Annotated in this window: 18 protein-coding genes; 13 read left to right on the plus strand and 5 right to left on the minus strand. The window is 52.3% G+C overall.

Annotated features, from left to right (window positions below; genetic code table 11):
- Positions 1–60: 60 nt before the first annotated feature.
- Positions 61–492 (minus strand): peroxiredoxin OsmC, encoded by a 432-nt coding sequence (osmC, locus tag OGX75_RS04470; protein WP_012132392.1) that lies wholly within the window; start codon positions 490–492, stop codon positions 61–63.
- A 169-nt stretch (positions 493–661) separates the two neighbouring features.
- On the opposite strand from osmC, the gene sra reads away from it, so the two are divergent.
- Positions 662–805: a stationary-phase-induced ribosome-associated protein gene (sra, locus tag OGX75_RS04475; RefSeq protein ID WP_024130331.1), complete on the plus strand. Its 144-nt coding sequence runs from the start codon at positions 662–664 to the stop codon at positions 803–805.
- Between the two features lie 173 nt (positions 806–978).
- The gene (maeA, locus tag OGX75_RS04480) at positions 979–2,676 is read left to right on the plus strand and encodes a malate dehydrogenase (RefSeq protein WP_012132390.1); all 1,698 of its coding nucleotides are present in this window, start codon (positions 979–981) and stop codon (positions 2,674–2,676) included.
- A gap of 139 nt (positions 2,677–2,815) precedes the next feature.
- On the opposite strand, the gene fdnI is transcribed toward maeA, so the two are convergent.
- Genes fdnI through fdnG form a run of 3 tightly spaced genes read right to left on the minus strand, consistent with a single transcriptional unit; the run spans position 2,816 to position 7,410 of the window.
- Positions 2,816–3,472, minus strand: a complete 657-nt coding sequence (gene fdnI / locus OGX75_RS04485) for a formate dehydrogenase-N subunit gamma (protein ID WP_012132388.1) — start codon at positions 3,470–3,472, stop codon at positions 2,816–2,818.
- A complete protein-coding gene (fdxH, locus tag OGX75_RS04490; protein ID WP_012132387.1) occupies positions 3,465–4,349 on the minus strand; it encodes a formate dehydrogenase subunit beta in 885 nt (294 codons plus the stop codon). The genes fdnI and fdxH overlap by 8 nt, the downstream gene beginning before the upstream one ends.
- Before the next feature lie 13 nt (positions 4,350–4,362).
- On the minus strand, positions 4,363–7,410 hold the full coding sequence (gene fdnG / locus OGX75_RS04495; RefSeq protein WP_286451327.1) for a formate dehydrogenase-N subunit alpha: 3,048 nt from the start codon (positions 7,408–7,410) through the stop codon (positions 4,363–4,365).
- A 234-nt stretch (positions 7,411–7,644) separates the two neighbouring features.
- Between fdnG and yddG the strand changes: the two genes are divergently transcribed.
- The 3 genes from yddG to OGX75_RS04510 all read left to right on the plus strand — a co-directional run bounded on the left by yddG (position 7,645) and on the right by OGX75_RS04510 (position 10,716).
- Positions 7,645–8,526: an aromatic amino acid efflux DMT transporter YddG gene (yddG, locus tag OGX75_RS04500; RefSeq protein ID WP_012132385.1), complete on the plus strand. Its 882-nt coding sequence runs from the start codon at positions 7,645–7,647 to the stop codon at positions 8,524–8,526.
- 568 nt (positions 8,527–9,094) lie between these two features.
- Positions 9,095–10,195 (plus strand): porin OmpC, encoded by a 1,101-nt coding sequence (ompC, locus tag OGX75_RS04505; RefSeq protein WP_047463657.1) that lies wholly within the window; start codon positions 9,095–9,097, stop codon positions 10,193–10,195.
- A gap of 80 nt (positions 10,196–10,275) precedes the next feature.
- On the plus strand, positions 10,276–10,716 hold the full coding sequence (locus tag OGX75_RS04510) for a GFA family protein (protein ID WP_024130326.1): 441 nt from the start codon (positions 10,276–10,278) through the stop codon (positions 10,714–10,716).
- Position 10,717: 1 nt separating this feature from the next.
- Here the strand turns inward: OGX75_RS04510 and OGX75_RS04515 are convergent, their stop codons facing one another.
- Complete coding sequence (locus OGX75_RS04515) at positions 10,718–12,205, minus strand: MFS transporter (RefSeq protein ID WP_012132380.1); 1,488 nt, start codon at positions 12,203–12,205, stop codon at positions 10,718–10,720.
- Between the two features lie 118 nt (positions 12,206–12,323).
- Here OGX75_RS04515 and OGX75_RS04520 point away from each other — a divergent pair, with 118 nt between their 5' ends.
- The 8 genes from OGX75_RS04520 to OGX75_RS04555 all read left to right on the plus strand — a co-directional run bounded on the left by OGX75_RS04520 (position 12,324) and on the right by OGX75_RS04555 (position 23,774).
- Positions 12,324–12,902 carry a TetR family transcriptional regulator gene (locus OGX75_RS04520; RefSeq protein WP_058669179.1) on the plus strand — a complete coding sequence of 193 codons (579 nt, stop codon included), beginning with the start codon at positions 12,324–12,326 and terminating at the stop codon, positions 12,900–12,902.
- 217 nt (positions 12,903–13,119) lie between these two features.
- Complete coding sequence (locus OGX75_RS04525; RefSeq protein ID WP_104868660.1) at positions 13,120–14,514, plus strand: NarK family nitrate/nitrite MFS transporter; 1,395 nt, start codon at positions 13,120–13,122, stop codon at positions 14,512–14,514.
- 124 nt (positions 14,515–14,638) lie between these two features.
- A complete protein-coding gene (locus tag OGX75_RS04530) occupies positions 14,639–18,379 on the plus strand; it encodes a nitrate reductase subunit alpha (RefSeq protein ID WP_058669180.1) in 3,741 nt (1,246 codons plus the stop codon).
- Positions 18,376–19,920, plus strand: a complete 1,545-nt coding sequence (gene narH, locus OGX75_RS04535; RefSeq protein ID WP_286451326.1) for a nitrate reductase subunit beta — start codon at positions 18,376–18,378, stop codon at positions 19,918–19,920. The genes OGX75_RS04530 and narH overlap by 4 nt, the downstream gene beginning before the upstream one ends.
- Complete coding sequence (gene narW / locus OGX75_RS04540) at positions 19,920–20,615, plus strand: nitrate reductase molybdenum cofactor assembly chaperone (protein ID WP_286451325.1); 696 nt, start codon at positions 19,920–19,922, stop codon at positions 20,613–20,615. Before narH ends, narW begins: the two co-directional genes overlap by 1 nt.
- Complete coding sequence (narI, locus tag OGX75_RS04545; RefSeq protein ID WP_012132374.1) at positions 20,612–21,292, plus strand: respiratory nitrate reductase subunit gamma; 681 nt, start codon at positions 20,612–20,614, stop codon at positions 21,290–21,292. The genes narW and narI overlap by 4 nt, the downstream gene beginning before the upstream one ends.
- Positions 21,293–21,625: 333 nt before the next feature.
- Entirely contained in the window at positions 21,626–22,834 is a 1,209-nt protein-coding gene (gene rbsK, locus OGX75_RS04550) for a ribokinase (protein WP_286451324.1), read from the plus strand.
- 13 nt (positions 22,835–22,847) lie between these two features.
- A complete protein-coding gene (locus tag OGX75_RS04555; RefSeq protein WP_115181632.1) occupies positions 22,848–23,774 on the plus strand; it encodes a nucleoside hydrolase in 927 nt (308 codons plus the stop codon).
- Positions 23,775–23,793: the final 19 nt, after the last annotated feature.

Here is a 23,793-nt window from a genome sequence, read left to right on the forward strand (position 1 = left end):
ACAGAGTGTTTTGTGGAGCCGACCCGACGCTCAATCACCGGGCCGTCGAGATTGATGCCGTTATGACGTCAACTGATAATCCAGCGTGATTTCTGCTTTCAGCACCTGCGAAACCGGGCACCCGGCTTTCGCTTTCTGAATAATGCCGTCAAAGGTGGATGCATCAATGCCGGGTACGGCCACTTCACTGTGCAACGCAATTTTCGTGATCGCAAAACCCGCGTCGACTTTATCCAGCGAGACATCGGCTGTCGTGTCGATTGACGATGGGGTAAAACCCGCTTCGCCCAGCATCAGCGAAAGCGCCATCGAGAAACAGGCCGCGTGGGCCGCGCCGATCAACTCTTCCGGGTTGGTTCCTTTTACGCCTTCAAAGCGTGTATTAAAGCCATAGGGTTGTTGATTCAACACGCCGCTTTCGGTCGATACCGTACCTTTTCCACCTTTAATATCGCCTTCCCAGTGTGCCTGACCTTTCTTATGGATTGTCATTCTTGCTCTCCTGTTGGCTCAAAACAGAAAGTATAGACCAACTCTGTTACACGCGTTCGGTCGCCTTCCCGGGAAAACCTGCTATGCTGTACCAGCAACCTAAGGGGTTACGTTTCTTTCGCAATTGCGAATTTGTCCTTAAAACTAGCAACAGGATTGAGGAGTTAAAATGAAATCGAACCGTCAGGCCCGTCATATTCTTGGACTGGACCATAAAATTTCCAACCAACGCAAGCTCGTGACCGAAGGCGACAAAGTCAGCGTGGTCAACAACCCTACTGGCAGAAAACGTCACGCTGACAGCCAAAAGTAAGCGCTCTGTTCTGATATGACGATAAACACCATTGCAACCGCAATGGTGTTTTTGCTTACAAAAGCCTGGATTCATTCACAATGCTTTATACTCTTTGCCCGACGCCCTGGTGAAAACCTAAGTACGCCCATAAAACAGCACCAGGAACGGATATTCGAAAAAGAGTGAGTGACATGGAAACCAAAATCAAGAAACAGCGTTCCCTTTATATTCCTTACGCTGGCCCTGTGCTGCTGGAATTTCCTCTCCTGAATAAAGGAAGCGCTTTCAGTATAGAAGAACGCCGTAACTTCAACCTGCTGGGGTTACTGCCGGAAGTGGTCGAATCGATTGAAGAACAGGCGGAGCGCGCCTGGATCCAGTATCAGGGATTCAAAACGGAAATCGATAAACATATCTATCTGCGCAACATTCAGGATACCAACGAAACCCTGTTCTACCGACTGGTGCAAAACCATCTCGATGAGATGATGCCGGTTATCTATACCCCAACGGTGGGCGCCGCCTGTGAGCGCTTCTCTGAGATCTACCGCCGCGCGCGCGGCGTGTTCATCTCTTATCAGAACCGCCACAACATGGACGATATCCTGCAAAACGTGCCTAACCACAATATCAAAGTGATTGTGGTGACGGACGGGGAACGCATCCTCGGTCTTGGCGATCAGGGCATTGGCGGAATGGGGATTCCAATCGGAAAACTGTCGCTGTACACCGCCTGTGGCGGCATTAGCCCGGCCTATACCCTGCCGGTGGTGCTGGACGTCGGCACCAACAATCAGCAGTTGCTGAACGATCCGCTCTATATGGGCTGGCGTAACCCGCGTATCACCGATGACGAATACTATGAATTCGTCGATGAGTTTATTCAGGCGGTGAAACAGCGCTGGCCGGACGTTTTGCTGCAATTCGAAGATTTCGCGCAGAAAAACGCGATGCCGCTGCTTAATCGCTATCGCGATGAAATCTGCTCTTTCAACGATGATATTCAGGGAACGGCGGCCGTGACCGTCGGTACTCTGATTGCCGCCAGCCGTGCGGCGGGCAGCCAGTTGAGCGAGCAGAAAATCGTCTTCCTTGGCGCGGGTTCTGCCGGTTGCGGGATTGCTGAACAGATCATCGCGCAAACCCAACGCGAAGGGCTCAGCGAAGAAGCCGCTCGCCAGAAAGTGTTTATGGTGGATCGCTTTGGTCTGTTGACGGATCAGATGCCTAACCTGCTCTCATTCCAGACGAAGCTGGTGCAAAAACGCGAGAACCTGCAACACTGGGACAGCGAAAGCGAAGTGCTCTCCCTGCTTGATGTTGTGCGCAACGTGAAGCCGGACATTCTGATCGGCGTGTCGGGGCAAACCGGACTCTTTACTGAAGAGATCATTCGCGAGATGCACAAGCACTGCCCACGTCCGATCGTGATGCCGCTGTCTAACCCGACGTCCCGCGTTGAAGCCACGCCTCAGGACATCATCGCCTGGACTGAAGGTAATGCGCTGGTCGCGACCGGCAGTCCTTTCGCGCCGGTGGCCTGGAAAGATAAAATTTACCCTATTGCGCAATGTAATAATGCCTACATCTTCCCGGGGATCGGCCTGGGCGTGATTGCGTCCGGCGCGTCGCGTATTACCGACGAAATGCTGATGTCGGCAAGCGAAACGCTGGCGAAATACTCTCCGCTGGTGCTCAACGGCGAAGGTCTGGTATTGCCGGAGCTGAAAGATATTCAGACCGTGTCGCGAGCGATTGCCTTTGCCGTGGGTAAAATGGCGCAGCAACAGGGCGTGGCGGTAAAAACGTCCGCAGAAGCGCTACAGCAAGCCATCGACGAGAATTTCTGGCAAGCGGAATACCGCGATTACCGCCGTACCTCTATCTGAGTGTTTGCCCGGTGGCGCTACGCTTACCGAGCCTGCGTTTTATACGGTTGTCGGCCGGATAAGCGCAGCGCCATCCGGCATTCTGTTGGCAAAAAAAAAAAGCGCTACAGACGTAGCGCTTTTGTCTTTTGAAAGCGGGTTATTGTAATCCCTCTTTACTTTCCTTTTTCGCTTCGACCTTCTCGACGTCGCGATACCAGCGCGGGTGGTGTTTCTTCGCCCAGCGACGACTCACCTTACCTTCGATCATCCCTTTAATCGATCCTTTCACCCAGAATGCCATATACATATGGATGAGGATGGCGTGCATCAGGATGATGCCTGCCGCCGCATGGATCAGCAGACTATAACGCACGACCTGCATCGGGAAGAACTGCGCAAAGTACGGACGCCAGATAATCACGCCCGTCACCAGCAGCACGAAAATCATGCTCATGATCGACCAGAACATCATTTTCTGCCCGGCATTGTACTTACCGACATCGGCGACTTTGTGTTCATTGCCCTTCAGAACTTCCACAATATTTTTCAGCCACGGAAGATCTTTCTTGTCCGGGATGTTGTGGTGTACAAAGCGCACAAACATGAACATCAGTGCGACAAAAATCGCTACGCCGAAGAACGGGTGCAAAATACGCCCCATCTGCGGCGTCCCGAAGGTTTGCGTCAGCCATTGCAGCGTCGGGAAGAAAAACGCAATTCCCGACAGCGACACCAGGAAGAAGCAAATCACCACCGTCCAGTGACAGGCGCGATCGATAAATTTCGTGCGCACAATCATTTTCGACTTACTCATGATGGTCCTCCTCTTCATCGTCCACTTCCTTGTTCGGGCCAATACCAATGTAGTGATAGATAAGCCCGGCGAAGGTGGCGATAAACCCGGCGGCAGCCAGAGGTTTCAGCGCCCCTTTCCACAAGTTGATAGAGGTATCGATCTGTGGATCTTTCGGTAAGCCGTGATACAGCTCCGGCTGGTTCGCGTGATGCAGAACGTACATGACGTGCGTACCGCCCACACCTTGTGGGTTGTAAACACCGGCATGTTCGAAACCGCGCGCTTTGAGTTTCTCCACGCGCTGCTCCCCCATCTCCAGCATCTCTTTCTTGGTGCCGAAATGGATTGCCCCGGTCGGGCAAGTTTTCACGCAAGCCGGTTCCTGACCGATACTGACGCGATCCACACACAGCGTACATTTATAGACGCGGTTGTCCTCTTTATTGAGGCGCGGAACATTAAATGGACACCCGGCGATGCAGTAGCCGCAGCCAATACAATGTTCGGACTGGAAATCAACAATCCCGTTAGCGTACTGGATGATCGCGCCGGCAGACGGGCATGCCTTCAGGCAGCCCGGATCTTCACAGTGCATACAGCCGTCTTTACGAATCAGCCATTCCAGCTTGCCGTTCTGTTCGGTTTCGCTAAAACGCATCACCGTCCAGGATTTCGCGCTAAGATCGGCCGGGTTGTCATACACCCCGACGCAATGACCTACCTCGTCACGAATGTCATTCCACTCGGAACAAGCCACCTGGCAGGCTTTACAGCCTACGCAGGAGGAGACGTCGATCAGTTTTGCGACTTCCGCTTTATAATCACGCGCCTGGGGAGGCGGCGTGATCGGGTTTGTTGCAGACCGTTTGATGATGTCCTGCGTTTCCAAAGACATATGTTCGCCTCCCTTACGCCTTCTCGATGTTAACTAAAAACGCTTTATATTCCGGCGTTTGCGAGTTGGAATCACCGACATTTGGCGTCAGGGTGTTCGCGATATAGCCTTTACGCGCAACCCCTTCAAAGCCCCAGTGCAGCGGAATACCCACGGTTTCAACCTGCTGACCATTGACGTTCAGCGTTTGCAGACGTCGGGTCACCACGGCAACCGCCCGGATGAATCCACGTTTGCTGCTGACTTTCACTGCGTCGCCGTTGGCAATCCCTTTCGAGGCCGCCAGGTTTTCGCTGATTTCCACAAACTGCTCTGGCTGAGCAATCGCATTCAGCAATGCGTGCTTGGTCCAGGTGTGGAAATGTTCGGTCAGACGATAGGTTGTACCGACATACGGGAACTGATCTTTCTTGCCCATACGCCGCGCATCTTCTTCGTACAGACGAACGACCGGGCTGGAGATCACGTTCGGGTGCAGCGGGTTGGTGCCCAGCGGCGTTTCCATCGGCTCGTAGTGTTCCGGGAACGGCCCTTCCGCCAGCTTATCGATGGCGAACAGACGTCCCAGCCCTTCCGGCTGCATGATAAACGGCCCGGTTGCGCTACCCGGTGCGGCGGTGTTGAAGTCCGGGATATCGTTCCCCGTCCACTTCGACCCGTTCCACTGGATCAGCATCCGTTTCGGGTCCCACGGTTTACCCTGTGGATCTGCCGAGGCGCGGTTATACAGTACGCGGCGGTTCAGTGGCCATGCCCATGCCCAACCCAACGTATTGCCGAGACCTGACGGGTCGGCGTTGTCACGGTTAGCCATCTGGTTGCCCTGCTCGGTCCAACTGCCGGTATAAATCCAGCAGGAGGACGACGTTGTTCCATCATCGCGTAACTGGGCAAAACTGCTCAGCAACTGGCCTTTCTTCGCCAGCAGGACGCCGTTGGCGTCATAGAGATCTTCCAGCGCGTAGCCGTTGTTCTCTTTCGCAATCTCTTCAGACTCAGGATGATCCGGCTGTTTGTAGTCCCAGCTCATCTTCAGTAGCGGTTCAACGCCTTTACCCCCTTCGCTGCGATACATCTCACGCAGACGGTGGTAAATACCGGCCAGAATTTGGCCGTCGTTGCGGGCTTCGCCCGGCGCATCCTGACCTTTCCAGTGCCACTGCAACCAGCGGCCAGAGTTGGCGATAGAGCCATCTTCTTCGGCAAAACAGGTTGACGGCAGACGGAAGACTTCAGTCTGGATCGACGCCGGATCGACGTCGTTAGACTCGCCGTGGTTCTGCCAGAACGTGGAGGTTTCCGTCACCAGCGGGTCAATGACCACCATGTACTTCAACTTGCTCAGCGACTGCACCACTTTGTTTTTGTCCGGGAAGGACGCAACCGGGTTAAAGCCCTGACAGATGTAGCCGGTCACTTTACCGCTATCCATCATGTTGAAGTATTTAATGACGTCGTAGGCCTGATCCCACTTCGGCAGCCATTCAAAGCCCCAGTCATTCTCTTTCTGCGCCGCATCGCCGTAGAACGATTTCATCAGACTGACGAAGAACTTCGGATAGTTGCCCCAGTAGTTCACCTGGTCGGCCAGCGTGGCTTTCGGCGTGTTTGCGCTCAAATAGGTTTGCAGATCCGCCTGCTTCTCGGACGGCAGAGTCAGATAACCGCTCAGGCTGGTGGAAAGCAGACCTAAATCCGTTAACCCCTGGATGTTAGAGTGGCCGCGTAAGGCGTTGACACCGCCGCCTGCCATCCCCATGTTGCCGAGCAGCAACTGGATCATCGCCATCGTACGGATGTTCTGCGCACCAACGGTATGTTGCGTCCAGCCCAGCGCGTACAGGAAGGTAGTGGTACGATCGGCGGCGCTGGTGGAGGCCAGCACTTCACACACTTTCAGGAAATCGGCTTTTGGCGTACCGCAGATGTTTTCGACAACATCCGGTGTATAGCGGGAAACGTGTTGTTTCAGCAGATGCCATACGCAGCGCGGATGGCTCAGCGTCTCATCACGTTTTGCATAGCCGTTTTCGTCGAACTGATAGTTCCAGGATGACTTGTCATACTGGCGTTTTTTGGCGTCATAGCCGCTAAACAGACCATCATCGAAAGCAAAATCGTCCCGCACCAGCAGGCTGGCGTTGGTGTAATGCTTAACGTATTCGGCATTGATTTTATTGTTTTCAATCAGATACAGCAGTACGCCGGACAGGAAGGTAATGTCCGTACCGGAACGAATAGGCGCGTAAATATCCGCGACCGAGGCTGTACGTGTAAAACGTGGATCGACGACAATCAGCGTTGCGTCGTTGTTGTTTTTCGCTTCTATCGCCCAGCGGAATCCCACCGGATGTGCTTCAGCGGCGTTACCGCCCATCACCATAACGACGTTGGCGTTTTTGATATCAACCCAGTGGTTGGTCATCGCACCGCGACCAAATGTTGGAGCAAGACTTGCTACCGTTGGTCCGTGTCAGACGCGTGCCTGGTTGTCTACTGCCAGCATGCCGAGGGAACGCGCGAACTTCTGCGTCAACATGCCTGTTTCGTTACTGGCGGCGGAGGCGCAAAGCATCCCCGTGGAAAGCCAGCGGTTTACCGTTACACCCTGTTCGTTCTTTTCAATAAAGTTGGCGTCACGGTCGGCTTTCATCAACTTTGCGATGCGGGTGAACGCGTCATCCCAGCTAATGCGTTGCCATTTATCTGAACCGGGCGCGCGATACTCCGGGTAACGCAAGCGGTTTTCACTGTGTACATAGTCCAGCAAACCTGCGCCCTTCGGACACAATGCGCCACGGCTGACCGGATGATCCGGGTCCCCTTCGATGTGATAAATTGCTTCTTTTGCGTTTTTTGCTCCATCGCCCAGGCTATACATTAATAGCCCGCAACCTACGGAACAGTATGTGCAGGTGTTTCGGATCTCTTTAGCGCGTAACAGCTTATAATTTCGCGCTTGAGCCAGTGCCATTTTGGGTGCAAAACCCAGAGCAGCGACTGTTGTTCCCGCCATACCGCCCGCGCAGATTTTAAAAAATTGTCTGCGGCTGACGTCCATTGCTTTCCTCTTTTTTCCAGGGATGTAACTTCGCGAGGAAACTAACAGCAATATCCATAACTTTTTTGCGTCAAATCAATAACGAATCGGTTCCGCTACTAAATAGTTCTTTTTGTCGAGTTTATATACCACCAAAGGAGTATCAGAAAGACAATGAATTAGCGCGGGAAGGTGTAAAAGTGCTATAAATTTCAGCGATATTTTTTTGACCAGGAATGGGGATAAACGGAGAGAATGACGACACAAAAAGCAACGTTAATTGGGCTTATTGCCATCGTACTCTGGAGCACGATGGTCGGGCTTATTCGTGGGGTAAGTGAAGGTCTTGGGCCTGTTGGCGGCGCTGCCGCTATTTATTCGCTAAGCGGATTATTGCTCATCTTTACCGTTGGGTTCCCCAATATTCGTCGTTTTCCTGTTCGTTATTTAATCGCTGGCAGCGTACTGTTTGTCAGTTATGAAATATGTCTGGCGCTCTCGCTGGGATATGCAGCAACGCGTCACCAGGCGATTGAAGTCGGCATGGTCAACTATTTATGGCCCAGTCTGACGATTCTTTTTGCTATTTTGTTCAATGGACAAAAAACAACCTGGCTGGTTGTTCCTGGATTAATTGTCGCGTTAACCGGCGTCTGTTGGGTTTTAGGCGGTGAACATGGACTCCATGCTGATGAAATTATCAGCAATATTGCAACCAGCCCATTAAGCTATTTTCTCGCTTTTCTCGGCGCGTTTATCTGGGCAACCTACTGTACCGTCACTAACAAATATGCCAGAGGGTTTAATGGCATTACGATATTTGTCCTCCTCACTGCTGCAAGTTTATGGGTACATTATTTTCTGACGCCGCAGCCGGAGATGATTTTTAGCACGCCTGTCGTTATCAAACTGTTTTCTGCTGCCCTGACGTTAGGATTTGCTTATGCAGCATGGAACGTGGGTATTTTGCATGGCAACGTCACGATTATGGCTGTGGGGTCCTATTTTACCCCGGTACTGTCATCTGCGCTGGCCGCTGTCCTGTTAAGCGCGCCGCTGTCATTTTCATTCTGGCAAGGTGCGGTTATGGTGTGTGCGGGTTCCCTGCTTTGTTGGTTAGCGACGCGTCGCGCCTGAAGCCAGTGATCGGGGCGGATTATCTTTCGAGTTCTGTGGCTGCCCCGACTCTCTTCCTGCTGTATTAATTTCGGTTAAATGAATATTGCGATCGGCGTTATTTCTTCAAAAATTCTTATTTGCTTTTTTTCTGGCTTCTTGCCATATAGTTATTTAAATGAAAATTTGTTGTTGCTGATGAATGGCGAACGGAGTGTATAATACTTCATCACTTGTTTTGTTTTTGTTAAAATTATGATATTCAATTGATAAAATAAAGCATTTTATGTTCATTTGTAACTGTATTTTCGTATATAGTCAGCAAGCGTGACTAGAGACAATAAAACCATCACCCGCAAAACAATTCCTTTTGAAAATATATTATCTCAGGATATACCCATCTAAAATTAATACCATGAGATCTATTATGTAGATCTGGATCACACAACTTCAAATAATTTGTAATCTTATGAAACTTATTATTGAATTAGTACCACGACGTCTATTAAAAATAGTCTGCCATTGACAAGCGGCCTCGTTTAGAAATGGTTTAGGAAACACGCTAAGAAAATTATAAGGATTAATTAAAATGAAACTTAAATTAGTTGCAGTGGCAGTGACTACCCTGTTGGCAGCAGGTGCGGTAAACGCAGCTGAGGTATATAACAAAGACGGCAACAAACTGGACCTGTACGGTAAAGTAACCGCTCTTCATTATTTCTCTGACGACAAGGGTGATGATGGCGATAAAACTTATGCGCGTCTGGGCTTCAAAGGCGAAACTCAGATCAACGACCAACTGACCGGTTTCGGCCAGTGGGAATATGAATTCAAAGGCAACAACGACGAGTCCAACGGCACCAAAGGCAACAAAACGCGTCTGGCGTTCGCTGGTCTGAAATTTGATCAGTTCGGTTCTCTGGACTACGGCCGTAACTACGGCGTCGTTTACGACATCGGCGCATGGACTGACGTTTTGCCTGAGTTCGGTGGCGATACCTGGACCCAGAGCGATGTGTTCATGACTGGCCGTACTACCGGCGTTGCAACCTACCGTAACACCGACTTCTTCGGTCTGGTTGAAGGTCTGAACTTTGCTGCTCAGTATCAGGGTAAAAACGAACGTAGTAACAGCGATAAAATCTACGGCGCTGACATCACTAAAGCGAATGGCGACGGTTTCGGTATCTCCTCTACCTATGAGTTCGACGGTTTCGGCGTGGGTGCATCTTATGCAAAATCTGACCGTACTGACGCGCAGGTGAATTCTGCTGCGAACGAACTGAACGCAGGCGGTAAAAACGCAGAAGTTTGGGCTGCTGGTCTGAAATACGATGCGAACAACATCTACCTGGCGACCACCTACTCTGAAACCCGCAATATGACTGCTTACGGCAGCGATCACATTGCGAACAAAGCGCAGAACTTCGAAGCTGTTGCTCAGTACCAGTTTGACTTCGGTCTGCGTCCGTCCATCGCTTACCTGAAATCCAAAGGTAAAGACATCGGTAGCTGGGGCGACCAGGATCTGGTTGAGTACATCGATGTGGGCGCGACCTACTACTTCAACAAAAACATGTCTACCTACGTTGATTACAAAATCAACCTGGTTGACGACAGCCGCTTCACCGAAGCAGCTGGCGTTAGCACTGACAACATCGTTGCTGTTGGTCTGACCTACCAGTTCTAATCTTTCTTGATTTGAACATAAGCCAGCCCATGATGGGCTGGCTTTTCTCCAGATGTTGATCCGGTCATAAGGAGTATGCCGTGCAAACGTTCACAGGACGTTGCCTCTGTGGGCAGAGTCATTTTACCGTTGACGTTGAAATGCTCGATGTTTATGCCTGTCACTGCACGCTGTGTCAAAAATGGTCTGGTGGTATTGCGATGTACCTGGAAGCCTGCGGTCGTCCGCTTATGGCTCCCCATTCACCAGAGCCCTCTCACTTCTCTTCTTCTTTGCGTGGCGAACGCTACTTCTGTTCAGGTTGTGGGTGTCCGCTGTGGTTCCGGCTGACGGAAAGCGACCGCTATTTTATGCCCTGGACGCTGTTGGAATTAACCGAAGATGAGCGGCGTCGTCTGATCCTGGCAGCCGAAATCTATACCGAAACGCAACCTGCGTTCTGGCGGTTGACGGGGCAATACGCTCGCCTGAGCGGTAAAGAGATCGAAGCGATGGATTACCCCTGTCAATTAGCACATTAGGTTAGCCGCGTTTTACTTTTGCCAGACTAAACCACATCCCTACTGCTAACAGAATTAACATGCTTCCGGCACTGCTCAGCGCCACGCTGTGCGACCAGGTAAACGCCTGTCTGGCGGCGTCCAGTATCGCCTCACCAAGTGAAGGCGAGAGCGTATCCGCCAGCTGTACCGCTTCTCCCATTGACGACGATGCGCGTTCGATTTCCTCTGCGTTCAGGCCGGAAGGAAGCAGGATAGATGCGGAAAAGCTGCGGCTTAACAACAAACCAAAGATTGCAATGCCAAGCCCGGCGCCCAGTTCATAGGCCATGGTTTCTATCGCCCCGGCCGCCGCCGCTTTTTCTGCGGGCGCGGCGGCCATAATGGCGGCGGTAGAGGCGAGCAACGCGCTGGCGGCGCTAAAACCCAGCAGCGCCATCAGGCACCAGGCCTGCCATTGCTGCGTGCTGAAATCCGTCATTGCCAGGCCATAAAAGCTCAGCGCGCTTAGCGCCATGCCGCCAGTCGCCACTGTTCGCAATCCCAGTCGTGAAACCAGCATCCCGGCAAGGGGGCCGCTGAATCCACTTGCGAGCATCACCGGCAGCATAAACAGCCCTGCTTCATACGGCGTTAAGCCATGAACAAACTGAAGCTCCTGCGCCATCAGCAACTCGAAGCCGACCAGCGTGATCATCGCCGTCATCGCCATCACAACGCCGCTCAGAATGATGCGATGCGTAAACAGACGCATATCGATCATCGGGCGCGCGGCGGCGAGCTGCGTGCGGATAAACATGCCCAACAACAGCGCGCCGATCATCAGCGTCAGGGCGATAACGCCGCTGGCCAGTTGCCCTTTCAGCGCGGTTTTCGCGCTGTATACCAGCAGCAGGATGGCGATAATCAGCATGACCGCATGGCTAAAGTTCAATGGCTGATCGCGGCGACCGGACTGGCGAGGCACAAAGCGCGCCGTTAACGCCATCACCACCAGAACAATGGGCACATTGATCAGAAAGACCGATCCCCAGTAAAAGTGCTCCAGTAACATACCGCCGACCAGCGGGCCGAACGCGGCGCCGCCCGACCCTACGGCCGCCCAGACGCCAAGCGCCATATTACGGTGACGGGCCTCAGAAAACGTGGCGCGGATACCGGCCAGCGTCGCCGGAACAATCATCGCCGCGCCGATAGCCAGAATCGCGCGGGTAGCAATCAGCCAACTGGCGCTGTGGGCGAACGCTGCCGCCAGCGACGCAAGACCGAATAAGCCTCCCCCCAGCAACAGCAGGCGTTTAAAGCCGATTCGATCGCCCAGCGCGCCCATCGGCAATACCATCCCTGCCATCACCAGAGAATAAATATCAATGATCCACAACAGCTCGTTGCCACTGGCGCCCAACGTCATGCTCAGCGTGGGTGCGGCAACGTGCAGCACCGTTGCATCAATCGCAACAGGGATGTAGACCAGTACAATAATCATTAACGTTAACCACTGACGAAACATAAAACGTCCTTTGAAAGCAAAAACTGAACACATGTTCAACTCTCACGATCCTACGGAAAGTTGAACGCATGTCCAGCTTTTTGTTACACTGCGCCAACTGCGAAAATGGGAGAAAGCCATGAGTTATCTGAATCGGGATGAGCGCCGTGAGGTGATCCTGCAAGCGGCAATGCGCGTCGCGCTGGAAGAGGGATTGAGCGGCATGACGGTAAGGCGAATCGCGCAGGAAGCCGGCGTCGCGACCGGACAACTCCACCACCATTTCAGCAGTTCGGGCGAGCTTAAATCTCAGGTATTCGTTCGTCTGATTCGCACCTTGCTGGATGCCAGCCTGGTGCCCGAGCACTGCACCTGGCGCATGCGGCTGCACGCCATGCTGGGGAGTGACGATGGCGGATTAGAGCCCTACATTAAACTCTGGCGGGAAGCGCAGATCCTGGCGGATAACGACCCGGAAATTAAAAGTGCCTACCTGCTGACCATGCAAATGTGGCATGAAGAAACGACCGCCATCATTGAAGGCGGTCAGGAGGCAGGAGAATTTTCATTGGCCTCAGCCGCCGCTGATGTCGCCTGGCGATTAATCGCATTAGCCTGCGGGCTGGACGGCATGTACGCCCTCGGTATGCCTGAAATGACCGACCCTGCCTACCAGCAGCATCTGGACCGCATGATTACGCTGGAGTTATTTCGCTGATGTTATACGTGAGTTAACAATACATCCTGTATGTTTACATTTGGTAACACTTAAGCAACTTATTAACCGCCCTTCACTCCTCGTGGTCTCGCTTTTTTATCTATCCTTTCAATCAATATTCTTAAAAGTCTTCAATAAATTCTAAAAAGGGCCCGCGCGCCCTTCCTGGACTTAATTTCTTTTTTTTTCATGAACGACGTGTGCGTGTGAGGGCAATATGGCGCTACAAAATGAGAAAAATAATCGTTATCTTTTGAGTGACTGGAGGCCAGAACAACCCGCTTTCTGGGAAAACAAAGGTAAACACATTGCCCGAAGAAATCTTTGGATATCAGTGGCTTGTTTATTGCTCGCATTCTGCGTCTGGATGTTATTTAGCGCCGTCGCCGTTAATTTGAATAAAATTGGTTTTAATTTCACCACTGACCAGCTCTTTTTATTAACCGCTTTACCTTCGCTGTCCGGGGCTATATTACGCGTGCCCTACTCCTTTATGGTACCTATATTTGGCGGGCGTCGCTGGACGATTTTTAGCACATTTATTCTGATTATTCCCTGTATCTGGCTCGGTTTTGCGGTGCAAAACACATCCACCCCTTTTGGAGTATTTATTATCATTGCGCTGCTGTGCGGTTTTGCTGGCGCTAACTTTGCCTCCAGCATGGGCAACATCAGTTTTTTCTTCCCGAAAGCAAAGCAAGGTAGCGCCCTCGGCGTGAACGGCGGTTTAGGCAACCTTGGCGTCAGCGTGATGCAACTTGTCGCCCCGCTGGTGATTTTCCTGCCCATGTTCACTTTTCTGGGCGTACAGGGCGTGCCGCAGCCCGATGGCTCGCTGCTTTCGCTGACGAACGCCGCGTGGATCTGGGTGCCGTTATTGCTTATCGCGACCCTCGCAGCCTGGACCGGGATGAATGATATCGCCAGTTCGAAAGCCTCTGTCGCATCTCAACTGCCGGTGCTGAAACGCTTTCACCTTTGGCTGCTCAGCCTGCTCTATCTCGCCACCTTTGGTTCTTTTATCGGTTTCTCCGCAGGATTCGCCATGCTGGCGAAAACCCAGTTTCCCGACGTCAATATTCTGCAACTGGCCTTCTTTGGCCCGTTTATCGGCGCGCTTGCGCGTTCTGCGGGCGGCGTTATTTCTGACAAGTTCGGCGGCGTTCGCGTCACGCTGATTAACTTCGTTTTCATGGCGCTGTTTACCGCCCTGCTGTTTCTGACATTACCGGGCTCCGGCTCAGGAAGTTTTATCGCCTTCTATCTGGTGTTTATGGGGCTTTTCCTGACGGCGGGTCTGGGAAGCGGCTCGACCTTCCAGATGATTGCGGTCATTTTCCGCCAGATCACGATCTACAGAGTGAAACTGCGCGGCGGCTCAGATGCGCAGGCCCAGCGTGAAGCCGTGACCGATACGGCCGCCGCCCTCGGTTTTATCTCTGCGATTGGCGCAGTCGGCGGTTTCTTTATCCCTAAAGCTTTTGGTTCTTCTCTGGCGTTAACCGGCTCGCCGGTTGGCGCAATGAAAATCTTTCTGGTGTTTTACATCGTTTGCGTACTGGTGACCTGGCTGGTTTATGGTCGCCGTAAACCGGCAGCAACAAAAAAATAAAACATATTCATCACAGGTTCGGACGTAGGCCGGATAAGACGCCGGGCGTCGCCATCAGGCAATCGCGCAGCGCCTTATCCGGCCTACAAGACCGCCTGACACATTATGGAGCAGGAGAAATGTCATGAGTAAACTGTTGGATCGCTTTCGCTATTTTAAGCAAAAAGGCGACACTTTTGCGGACGGTCACGGTCAGGTGATGCATACCAACCGGGACTGGGAGGACAGTTATCGTCAGCGCTGGCAGTTCGATAAAATCGTGCGCTCCACGCATGGCGTGAACTGCACCGGCTCCTGTAGCTGGAAAATCTACGTTAAAAATGGTCTGGTGACCTGGGAAACGCAGCAGACGGACTACCCCCGAACCCGCCCGGATCTGCCTAATCATGAACCGCGCGGCTGCCCACGCGGCGCCAGTTATTCCTGGTATCTCTATAGCGCTAACCGCCTGAAGTATCCGCTGGTGCGTAAACGCCTGATTGAACTGTGGCGTGACGCCCTTTCCCGCCAGCCTGATCCGGTACTGGCGTGGGAGTCGATCATGAACGATCCGCAAAAGTGCCAAAGCTACAAGCAGGTGCGCGGACGCGGTGGGTTTATTCGTTCTAACTGGAAAGAACTTAATCAGCTGATCGCGGCGGCCAACGTCTGGACCGTCAAAAACTATGGCCCTGACCGTGTCGCCGGGTTCTCGCCGATTCCGGCGATGTCGATGGTCTCCTACGCCGCCGGAACCCGTTATCTCTCGTTGCTCGGCGGAACCTGCCTGAGTTTCTATGACTGGTACTGCGATCTGCCGCCCGCATCGCCGATGACGTGGGGCGAGCAAACCGATGTCCCGGAATCCGCAGACTGGTACAACTCCAGCTATATCATCGCCTGGGGCTCTAACGTGCCGCAAACGCGCACGCCGGACGCACACTTCTTCACAGAAGTGCGTTACAAAGGCACCAAGACGATTGCCATTACGCCGGACTACTCAGAAGTCGCCAAGCTGTGCGACCAGTGGCTGGCGCCGAAGCAAGGTACTGACAGCGCGCTGGCGATGGCAATGGGCCACGTCATCCTCAAAGAGTTTCATCTCGATAACCCCAGCGACTATTTCCTGAATTACTGTCGCCGCTATACCGACATGCCGATGCTGGTCATGCTTGAAGCGCGCGAAGACGGCAGCTATGTGCCGGGTCGCATGATGCGGGCGTCCGATCTGGTCGACGGGCTGGGTGAAACCAATAACCCGGAATGGAAAACCGTCGCTTATAACCGCGCGGGTGAACTGGTGGTGCCGAACGGCTCTATCGGCTTTCGCTGGGGCGAGAAAGGCAAGTGGAATCTTGAGCCGCTGGCGGCAGGCAACGAAACGGAACTGACCCTCTCCTTGCTGGGCCAGCATGATGATGTCGCTGGCGTGGCGTTCCCTTACTTTGGCGGTAATGAGAACCCGCATTTTCGCAGCGTGAAGCAAGAACCGGTTCTGGTGCGCCAGTTGCCGGTGAAGCGTCTTACCCTGGCCGATGGCAGCCTCTGCCCGGTCGTCAGCGTCTACGACCTGGTGCTGGCGAATTATGGCCTGGACCGTGGTCTGGATGACGATCACAGCGCCAAAGATTACGCGGAAATTAAGGCCTACACTCCCGCCTGGGGCGAACAGATTACCGGCGTACCGCGTCGTCACATCGAAACGATCGCCCGGGAATTTGCCGATACCGCGCATAAAACGCATGGCCGTTCCATGATCATCCTCGGTGCCGGTGTGAACCACTGGTATCACATGGATATGAACTATCGCGGGATGATTAACATCCTCGTGTTCTGCGGCTGCGTGGGGCAAAGCGGTGGCGGCTGGGCGCACTACGTGGGGCAGGAAAAGTTACGCCCGCAAACCGGCTGGCTGCCGCTGGCGTTTGCGCTGGACTGGAACCGCCCGCCGCGTCAGATGAACAGCACGTCGTTTTTCTATAATCACGCCAGCCAGTGGCGTTATGAAAAACTAACCGCGCAGGAACTGCTGTCGCCGCTGGCTGATTCCTCACGCTTTACCGGTCATTTAATTGATTTCAACGTGCGAGCTGAACGTATGGGCTGGCTGCCTTCCGCGCCTCAGCTCAATCTCAACCCGCTCACGCTGAAAAGCAAAGCGGAACAGGCTGGATTATCCCCTGCCGATTACACCGTACAGGCGCTGAAGTCGGGAGATATTCGTTTTGCCTGCGAGCAGCCGGACAGCGGTAAAAACCACCCGCGCAACCTCTTCGTCTGGCGCTCGAATTTGCTGGGTTCATCCGGCAAGGGGCATGAATACATGCTCAAATACCTGCTGGGCACCGAAAGCGGCATTCAGGGAGAGGCGCTGGGGTCCAGTGACGGCGTCAAACCGGAAGATGTGGAGTGGCAAACGGCCGCCATTGAAGGCAAGCTCGACCTGCTGGTGACGCTGGATTTCCGTATGTCCAGCACCTGCCTGTTCTCGGATATTGTGCTGCCGACCGCCACCTGGTATGAAAAAGACGACATGAATACCTCGGATATGCATCCGTTTATTCATCCGCTGTCTGCTGCTGTTGACCCGGCGTGGGAATCGAAAAGCGACTGGGAAATCTACAAAGGGATCGCCAAAGTGTTCTCCGATGTCTGCGTGGGGCATCTTGGCAAAGAAACCGATGTGGTGCTGCAACCGCTACAGCATGACTCCCCGGCGGAGCTGGCGCAGCCGTTTGATATTCTCGACTGGCGCAAAGGCGAATGCGATCTGATCCCCGGTAAAACCGCGCCGAACATCGCGGTGGTGGAACGCGACTATCCGGCGACGTATGAGCGGTTCACCTCCCTTGGCCCATTGATGGATACGCTGGGCAACGGCGGGAAAGGCATTTCCTGGAATACGGAAAACGAAGTCGATTTCCTCGGTAAACTCAATTACACCAAACGCGAAGGCCCGGCGAAAGGTCGCCCGCTGATTGACACCGCGCTGGACGCCTCTGAGGTCATCCTTGCGCTGGCGCCGGAAACCAACGGTCAGGTGGCGGTCAAAGCCTGGGAGGCGCTGGGCGCGATTACCGGGCGCGATCATACTCATCTGGCGCTGAACAAAGAAGACGAGAAAATCCGCTTCCGGGATATTCAGGCCCAGCCGCGCAAAATTATCTCCAGCCCGACCTGGTCCGGTCTTGAAAGCGAGCATGTCTCTTACAATGCCGGGTACACCAACGTTCATGAGCTGATCCCGTGGCGCACGCTGTCCGGTCGTCAGCAGCTCTATCAGGATCACGCCTGGATGCGCGCCTTCGGGGAAAGTCTGGTGGCCTACCGTCCGCCGATTGACACTCGTAGCGTCAGCGAAATGCGCGAAATCCCGCCGAACGGTTTCCCGGAAAAAGCGCTGAACTTCCTCACGCCGCACCAGAAATGGGGCATTCACTCCACCTATAGCGAAAACCTGCTCATGCTGACGCTGTCGCGCGGCGGGCCGATTGTCTGGATCAGTGAAACTGATGCCCGTGAGCTCGGCATTGAGGATAACGACTGGATCGAGGCCTTCAACGCCAACGGCGCCCTCACCGCGCGTGCGGTGGTCAGCCAGCGCGTGCCGCCGGGTATGACCATGATGTACCACGCTCAGGAACGCATCATGAATATCCCGGGTTCTGAAGTCACAGGGATGCGCGGCGGGATCCACAACTCCGTTACGCGCGTCTGCCCGAAACCGACCCATATGATCGGCGGCTATGCGCAGCTGGCCTACAGCTTTAACTACTACGGTACGGTCGGATCGAACCGCGACGAGTTCATCATGATTAGAAAAATGAAAAATATTAACTGGCTGGATGATGAAGGTCGGGATCAGGTACAGGAGGCGAAAAAATGAAAATACGCTCACAGGTAGGCATGGTTCTCAACCTTGATAAGTGCATCGGCTGCCACACCTGCTCCGTCACCTGTAAAAACGTCTGGACCGGGCGTGAAGGTATGGAGTACGCGTGGTTTAACAACGTTGAGACAAAACCCGGTATCGGCTATCCGAAAAACTGGGAAGATCAGGAGGAGTGGCAAGGCGGCTGGGTTCGCGATATCAACGGCAAGATAAGACCGCGTCTGGGCGGCAAGATGGGCGTTATCACCAAAATTTTCGCCAACCCGGTGATCCCGCAAATCGATGATTACTACGAACCGTTTACCTACGATTATCAGCATCTGCACAGCGCGCCGGAGAGCAAAAACCAGCCCACCGCCCGCCCGCGTTCGCTGATTGACGGCAAAAGGATGGACAAAATTGTCTGGGGGCCAAACTGGGAAGAACTGCTCGGCGGCGAATTTTCAAAACGTGCCCGCGATCGTAACTTCGAGAAGATGCAAAAGGAGATGTACGGCCAGTTCGAAAACACCTTCATGATGTATCTGCCGCGTCTGTGCGAACACTGCCTTAACCCAAGCTGTGTGGCGACCTGCCCGAGCGGCGCGATTTATAAGCGTGAAGAAGATGGCATTGTGCTGATCGACCAGGACAAATGTCGCGGCTGGCGTCTGTGCATCAGCGGTTGTCCATACAAAAAAATCTACTTCAACTGGAAAAGCGGCAAATCAGAAAAATGTATTTTCTGTTATCCGCGTATCGAATCCGGTCAGCCGACCGTCTGCTCGGAAACCTGTGTTGGCCGTATTCGCTATCTCGGCGTGTTGTTGTATGACGCGGACCGCATTGAAGAAGCGGCCAGCACCGAACACGAAACCGATCTCTATGAACGTCAGTGCGACGTATTCCTTGACCCGAACGATCCGGCGGTGATTGAAGAAGCGCTGAAACAGGGTATTCCGCAAAACGTGATTGAGGCCGCTCAGCGTTCCCCGGTCTACAAAATGGCGATGGACTGGAAGCTGGCGCTGCCGTTACACCCGGAATACCGCACCCTGCCGATGGTCTGGTACGTGCCACCGCTGTCGCCAATTCAGTCTTATGCCGATGCTGGCGGCCTGCCGCAAACCGAAGGTGTGCTTCCGGCGATCGAAAGCCTGCGTATTCCGGTGCAGTACCTTGCCAATATGCTGAGCGCAGGCGATACCGGCCCGGTGCTGCGCGCCCTGAAACGGATGATGGCGATGCGCCACTATATGCGTTCGCAGACGGTGGAAGGCGTTACGGACACCCGCGCTATTGAGGAAGTCGGCTTAAGTGTGGAACAGGTGGAAGAGATGTATCGCTACCTGGCGATCGCCAACTACGAAGACCGTTTCGTGATCCCAACCAGCCACCGTGAAATGGCGCGTGACGCCTTCCCTGAGCGTAACGGCTGCGGTTTCACCTTCGGCGATGGCTGCCACGGTTCCGACACCAAATTTAACCTGTTTAACAGCAGCCGCATTGACGCCATCAACATCACCGAAGTACGCGATAAGGCGGAGGGCGAATAATGCAGATCCTCAAGATTATCGGCTTGCTGATGGAGTACCCGGATGAGCTGTTGTGGGAGTGCCGTGACGACGCCATCGCGCTTATTCGCCATGACGCGCCAATGCTCACCGACTTCACCACTGAGCTGTTAAACGCCCCGCTGCTGGATAAGCAGGCGCAGTGGTGCGAAGTCTTTGATCGCGGGCGCGCGACGTCGCTGTTGCTGTTTGAACACGTTCATGCGGAATCGCGCGATCGGGGCCAGGCGATGGTCGATCTGCTGGCCCAGTATGAAAAGGTGGGACTGCAACTCGACTGCCGCGAGTTACCCGACCATCTGCCGCTCTATCTGGAGTATTTGAGCGTGCTGCCGGAAGCAGAAGCGCGGGAGGGATTGCAGAACATCGCGCCGATCCTCGCGCTGCTGGGCGGGCGTTTAAAACAACGGGAAACGCCGTGGTATCAGCTGTTTGACGCCCTGCTGTCGCTGGCGGGTAGCCCACTTTCCAGTGACAGTGTCACGCAGCAAATCGGCGACGAAGCGCGTGACGATACGCGTCAGGCGCTGGATGCCGTCTGGGAAGAGGAACAGGTGAAGTTTATCGAAGATAACGCCACCGCCTGCGACAGTTCTCCGTTACAACACTATCAACGACGCTTTAGCCAGGACGTGGCGCCACAGTATGTCGACGTCAGCGCGGGAGGCCCGAAATGATACAGTACCTGAACGTCTTTTTTTACGACATCTACCCCTACCTCTGCGGCACGGTGTTTATTCTCGGCAGTTGGTTGCGCTATGACTACGGACAGTACACCTGGCGCGCCTCGTCCAGCCAGATGCTGGACAAACGCGGCATGGTGCTATGGTCAAACCTGTTCCATATCGGCATCCTGGGGATCTTCTTCGGCCATCTGTTCGGTATGTTAACGCCCCACTGGATGTACGCCTGGTTCCTGCCCATTGCGGTGAAACAGCAAATGGCGATGATTCTTGGCGGGGTCTGCGGTGTGCTGACGCTGGTCGGCGGCGCTGGTCTGCTGATTCGGCGTCTGTTTAATCAGCGCGTGCGCGCCAGCTCATCCACGGCGGATATTTTGATCCTCTGTATCCTGCTGATCCAGTGCATCCTCGGGCTGACGACAATACCGTTCTCCGCGCAACACCCGGACGGAAGCGAGATGCTGAAACTGGTCGGTTGGGCGCAGGCGGTTGTGACGTTCCAGGGCGGCGCTTCGGCGCATCTGGACGGCGTGGCGCCAATTTTCCGCGCGCATCTGGTGTTGGGAATGACCATCTTCCTGATTTTCCCGTTCACGCGTCTGGTGCATGTCTGGAGCGCGCCGTTTGAGTATTTCACTCGCCGCTACCAGATTGTCCGCTCACGTCGCTGACCCCATGCCCGGTGGCGCGACGCTTACCGGGCCTACAAAATACTCCCTGTAGGCCGGATCAGGCGTAAGCCGCCATCCGGCATATACCCGGAATCTCTTCTCTTGTAAAACGTAAGCCCCCCTCTTTTCCCTGCCTGCCGTATATACATTACAAATTCATTAGACTCGCTATTTAACTTACTCATTCATCTAATACCCGTTACTCAAAATACAAATTGTTACTTCTTCAATCTTCGCCTGTTTGCTTCCGTTTTGCTCTAATTAATGAGATTACGGTCACTTTTTCATATCCACAGTAATTAATAGTATTATTCAACCGACGAGGACAACCCTATGCTTTTAGAAGAAAGACGTGCAAAAATATTAGCAATTCTTATTAAAAATGAACGCGTGCTGGTTAATAATTTAGCCGAATTATTCTCTGTATCAAAGGAAACAATTCGTCGCGACCTGTCTTATCTCGAAAAAAATCAGGCTATTGAACGATGCTATGGTGGCGCAATTCTTAATAAAAAGAATGTCATGGTCTCTTTCAGAAAAGAGATGCTTTCAAATATTAGTGATTTGTTAAAATATCAGGATGCAATAAAAGTTATGACTGAAGAAAAAAAAGGTAAGGTATGTGTTTTTGGATCTTTCAATGTAGATATTGTTTCCTATGTTGCAAGACTTCCACACCCAGGAGAAACTATTGTATCACAAAGTTGCTCATTTGGGCCTGGGGGGAAAGGCGCTAACCAGGCCATTGCAGCAAGTAATGCAATGTGCAAAGTTGATTTTATTACAAAAGTGGGTAACGATCAGCTAAGTTCACATGCTTATTCTCATTTAGAAGCATCAAACATAGACTCATTAACGATATATGTTTCAGACTCCGCACCTACAGGTAATGCATTAATATACGTTTCTGAATTAGATGGCGAAAATATGATTGCTATTAATCAAGGAGCTAATGTAACAATTACCGATGAGGAGATTATAAACTCACATAAAAACATATTAAACTCTAACATATTGCTGGTACAGCTTGAGAATAATCTTTCCGCAACCATCAACGCAATAAAGTATGCCAGAGAGAACGATGTTACGGTTATTTTAAATCCCGCCCCTTTTACTTCAGATGCGAAAATAATGTTACCGTTTGTCGATATAGTCACCCCAAACCAAACAGAAGCTACGCTTCTTAGCGGCATTAATATTACTGATATTGAAACAGCAAAAAAAGCCGCTGAACGAATCGCTCAAATGGGACCGCAATGCGTAATCGTGACGCTTGGGAATAAAGGTGCACTTTTATATGATAAGGGACAATTTTATATGATTCCTGCTTATCCGGCGATGGTCGTTGATACTACGGGTGCTGGTGATGCTTTCAATGGGGCGTTAGCTGCTTCCTTATCTAAAGGTGAAACAATAAAACATGCCTGTCATTATGCTGCTGCATTTTCTTCTCTGGCCGTAGAGCTAAATGGGGCATCAAATATGCCTGAACATAAAAATGTTCTCATTCGATTGAACGAATCAAGCTATTCAAAAATGTAACGAGAGAAAAACCATGACTAAAGTAATTATTGATACTGATATTGGCGTCGACGATGCTTTTGCGATCGCCTATGCCGCAGGATATTTAGATATTATTGGCATTACTACTGTTTTTGGTAATGTTCCGGTTGAACAGGCGGTTAAAAACGCAAAACTTTTCTGCGAGAAGATCAATCTTGGAACAAAAATATATCGGGGATGCTCAAGACCTCTGGCTATTGAACCTGCTCCGCCAGGGACAAAAGTACATGGAGAAGATGGTCTTGGCGGCGTTTTTTCAAACCCGCATGATAGTCATGCAGAGGATGCAATTTCATTCATCATTGACAGTATCAAGTCTAACCCTGGAGAGATTACATTAATCCTTATTGGGCCATTAACAAACATTAGCGTTGCACTGAATCAAGCACCAGAAATCGCGGAGTTAGTTAAACAAGTTGTTATCATGGGGGGAGCATACGGTACTCATGGTCACTCCGGTAATTCGACACCATTTGCTGAGTTCAATTTCTGGAAAGATCCTCATGCTGCCGATCAGGTTCTTTCTTCGGCGCTGCCAGTAACCATCGTCCCTTTGGATGTTACGCATCAGGTATTAATTACAGGGAAAGAAATTCGCGACACTGGAAATGAATTATTTACAAGCATAGCCGATTTTTATCTGCAATATAGCCTCAAGGAAGAAGGTTTTGAAGGAATGGCACTACATGATTCCTTAGCCGTATCTTATCTTTTAAATCCTGAGTGGTTTGATACAGTTGAAAGTTCTCTACGCGTCGTTACCGAAGGTATCTGTATTGGTCAGTCGCTGCTGAAGCCTAAGTATAGAGCAACACGAGTTGATCCTTTTGCAAATTTGAAATCTCAACAAATTTGTCTTGATGTGGACGTTAATGAAGTGAAGAAACACTTCCTGAACGCACTTGCTAATAATTTTTAGTTTATCGAGTAACGGGGGC

The organism is Citrobacter sp. CK199 (assembly GCF_030333285.1).
Lineage (GTDB): Bacteria > Pseudomonadota > Gammaproteobacteria > Enterobacterales > Enterobacteriaceae > Citrobacter_B > Citrobacter_B koseri.

Coding starts and splice junctions, on each gene's coding strand:
- osmC (WP_012132392.1), bottom strand. CDS start 492: ATGACAATCCATAAGAAAGGTCAGGCACACTGGGAAGGCGATATTAAA.
- sra (WP_024130331.1), top strand. CDS start 662: ATGAAATCGAACCGTCAGGCCCGTCATATTCTTGGACTGGACCATAAA.
- maeA (WP_012132390.1), top strand. CDS start 979: ATGGAAACCAAAATCAAGAAACAGCGTTCCCTTTATATTCCTTACGCT.
- fdnI (WP_012132388.1), bottom strand. CDS start 3,472: ATGAGTAAGTCGAAAATGATTGTGCGCACGAAATTTATCGATCGCGCC.
- fdxH (WP_012132387.1), bottom strand. CDS start 4,349: ATGTCTTTGGAAACGCAGGACATCATCAAACGGTCTGCAACAAACCCG.
- yddG (WP_012132385.1), top strand. CDS start 7,645: ATGACGACACAAAAAGCAACGTTAATTGGGCTTATTGCCATCGTACTC.
- ompC (WP_047463657.1), top strand. CDS start 9,095: ATGAAACTTAAATTAGTTGCAGTGGCAGTGACTACCCTGTTGGCAGCA.
- OGX75_RS04515 (WP_012132380.1), bottom strand. CDS start 12,205: ATGTTTCGTCAGTGGTTAACGTTAATGATTATTGTACTGGTCTACATC.
- OGX75_RS04520 (WP_058669179.1), top strand. CDS start 12,324: ATGAGTTATCTGAATCGGGATGAGCGCCGTGAGGTGATCCTGCAAGCG.
- OGX75_RS04525 (WP_104868660.1), top strand. CDS start 13,120: ATGGCGCTACAAAATGAGAAAAATAATCGTTATCTTTTGAGTGACTGG.
- OGX75_RS04530 (WP_058669180.1), top strand. CDS start 14,639: ATGAGTAAACTGTTGGATCGCTTTCGCTATTTTAAGCAAAAAGGCGAC.
- narH (WP_286451326.1), top strand. CDS start 18,376: ATGAAAATACGCTCACAGGTAGGCATGGTTCTCAACCTTGATAAGTGC.
- narW (WP_286451325.1), top strand. CDS start 19,920: ATGCAGATCCTCAAGATTATCGGCTTGCTGATGGAGTACCCGGATGAG.
- narI (WP_012132374.1), top strand. CDS start 20,612: ATGATACAGTACCTGAACGTCTTTTTTTACGACATCTACCCCTACCTC.
- rbsK (WP_286451324.1), top strand. CDS start 21,626: ATGCTTTTAGAAGAAAGACGTGCAAAAATATTAGCAATTCTTATTAAA.
- OGX75_RS04555 (WP_115181632.1), top strand. CDS start 22,848: ATGACTAAAGTAATTATTGATACTGATATTGGCGTCGACGATGCTTTT.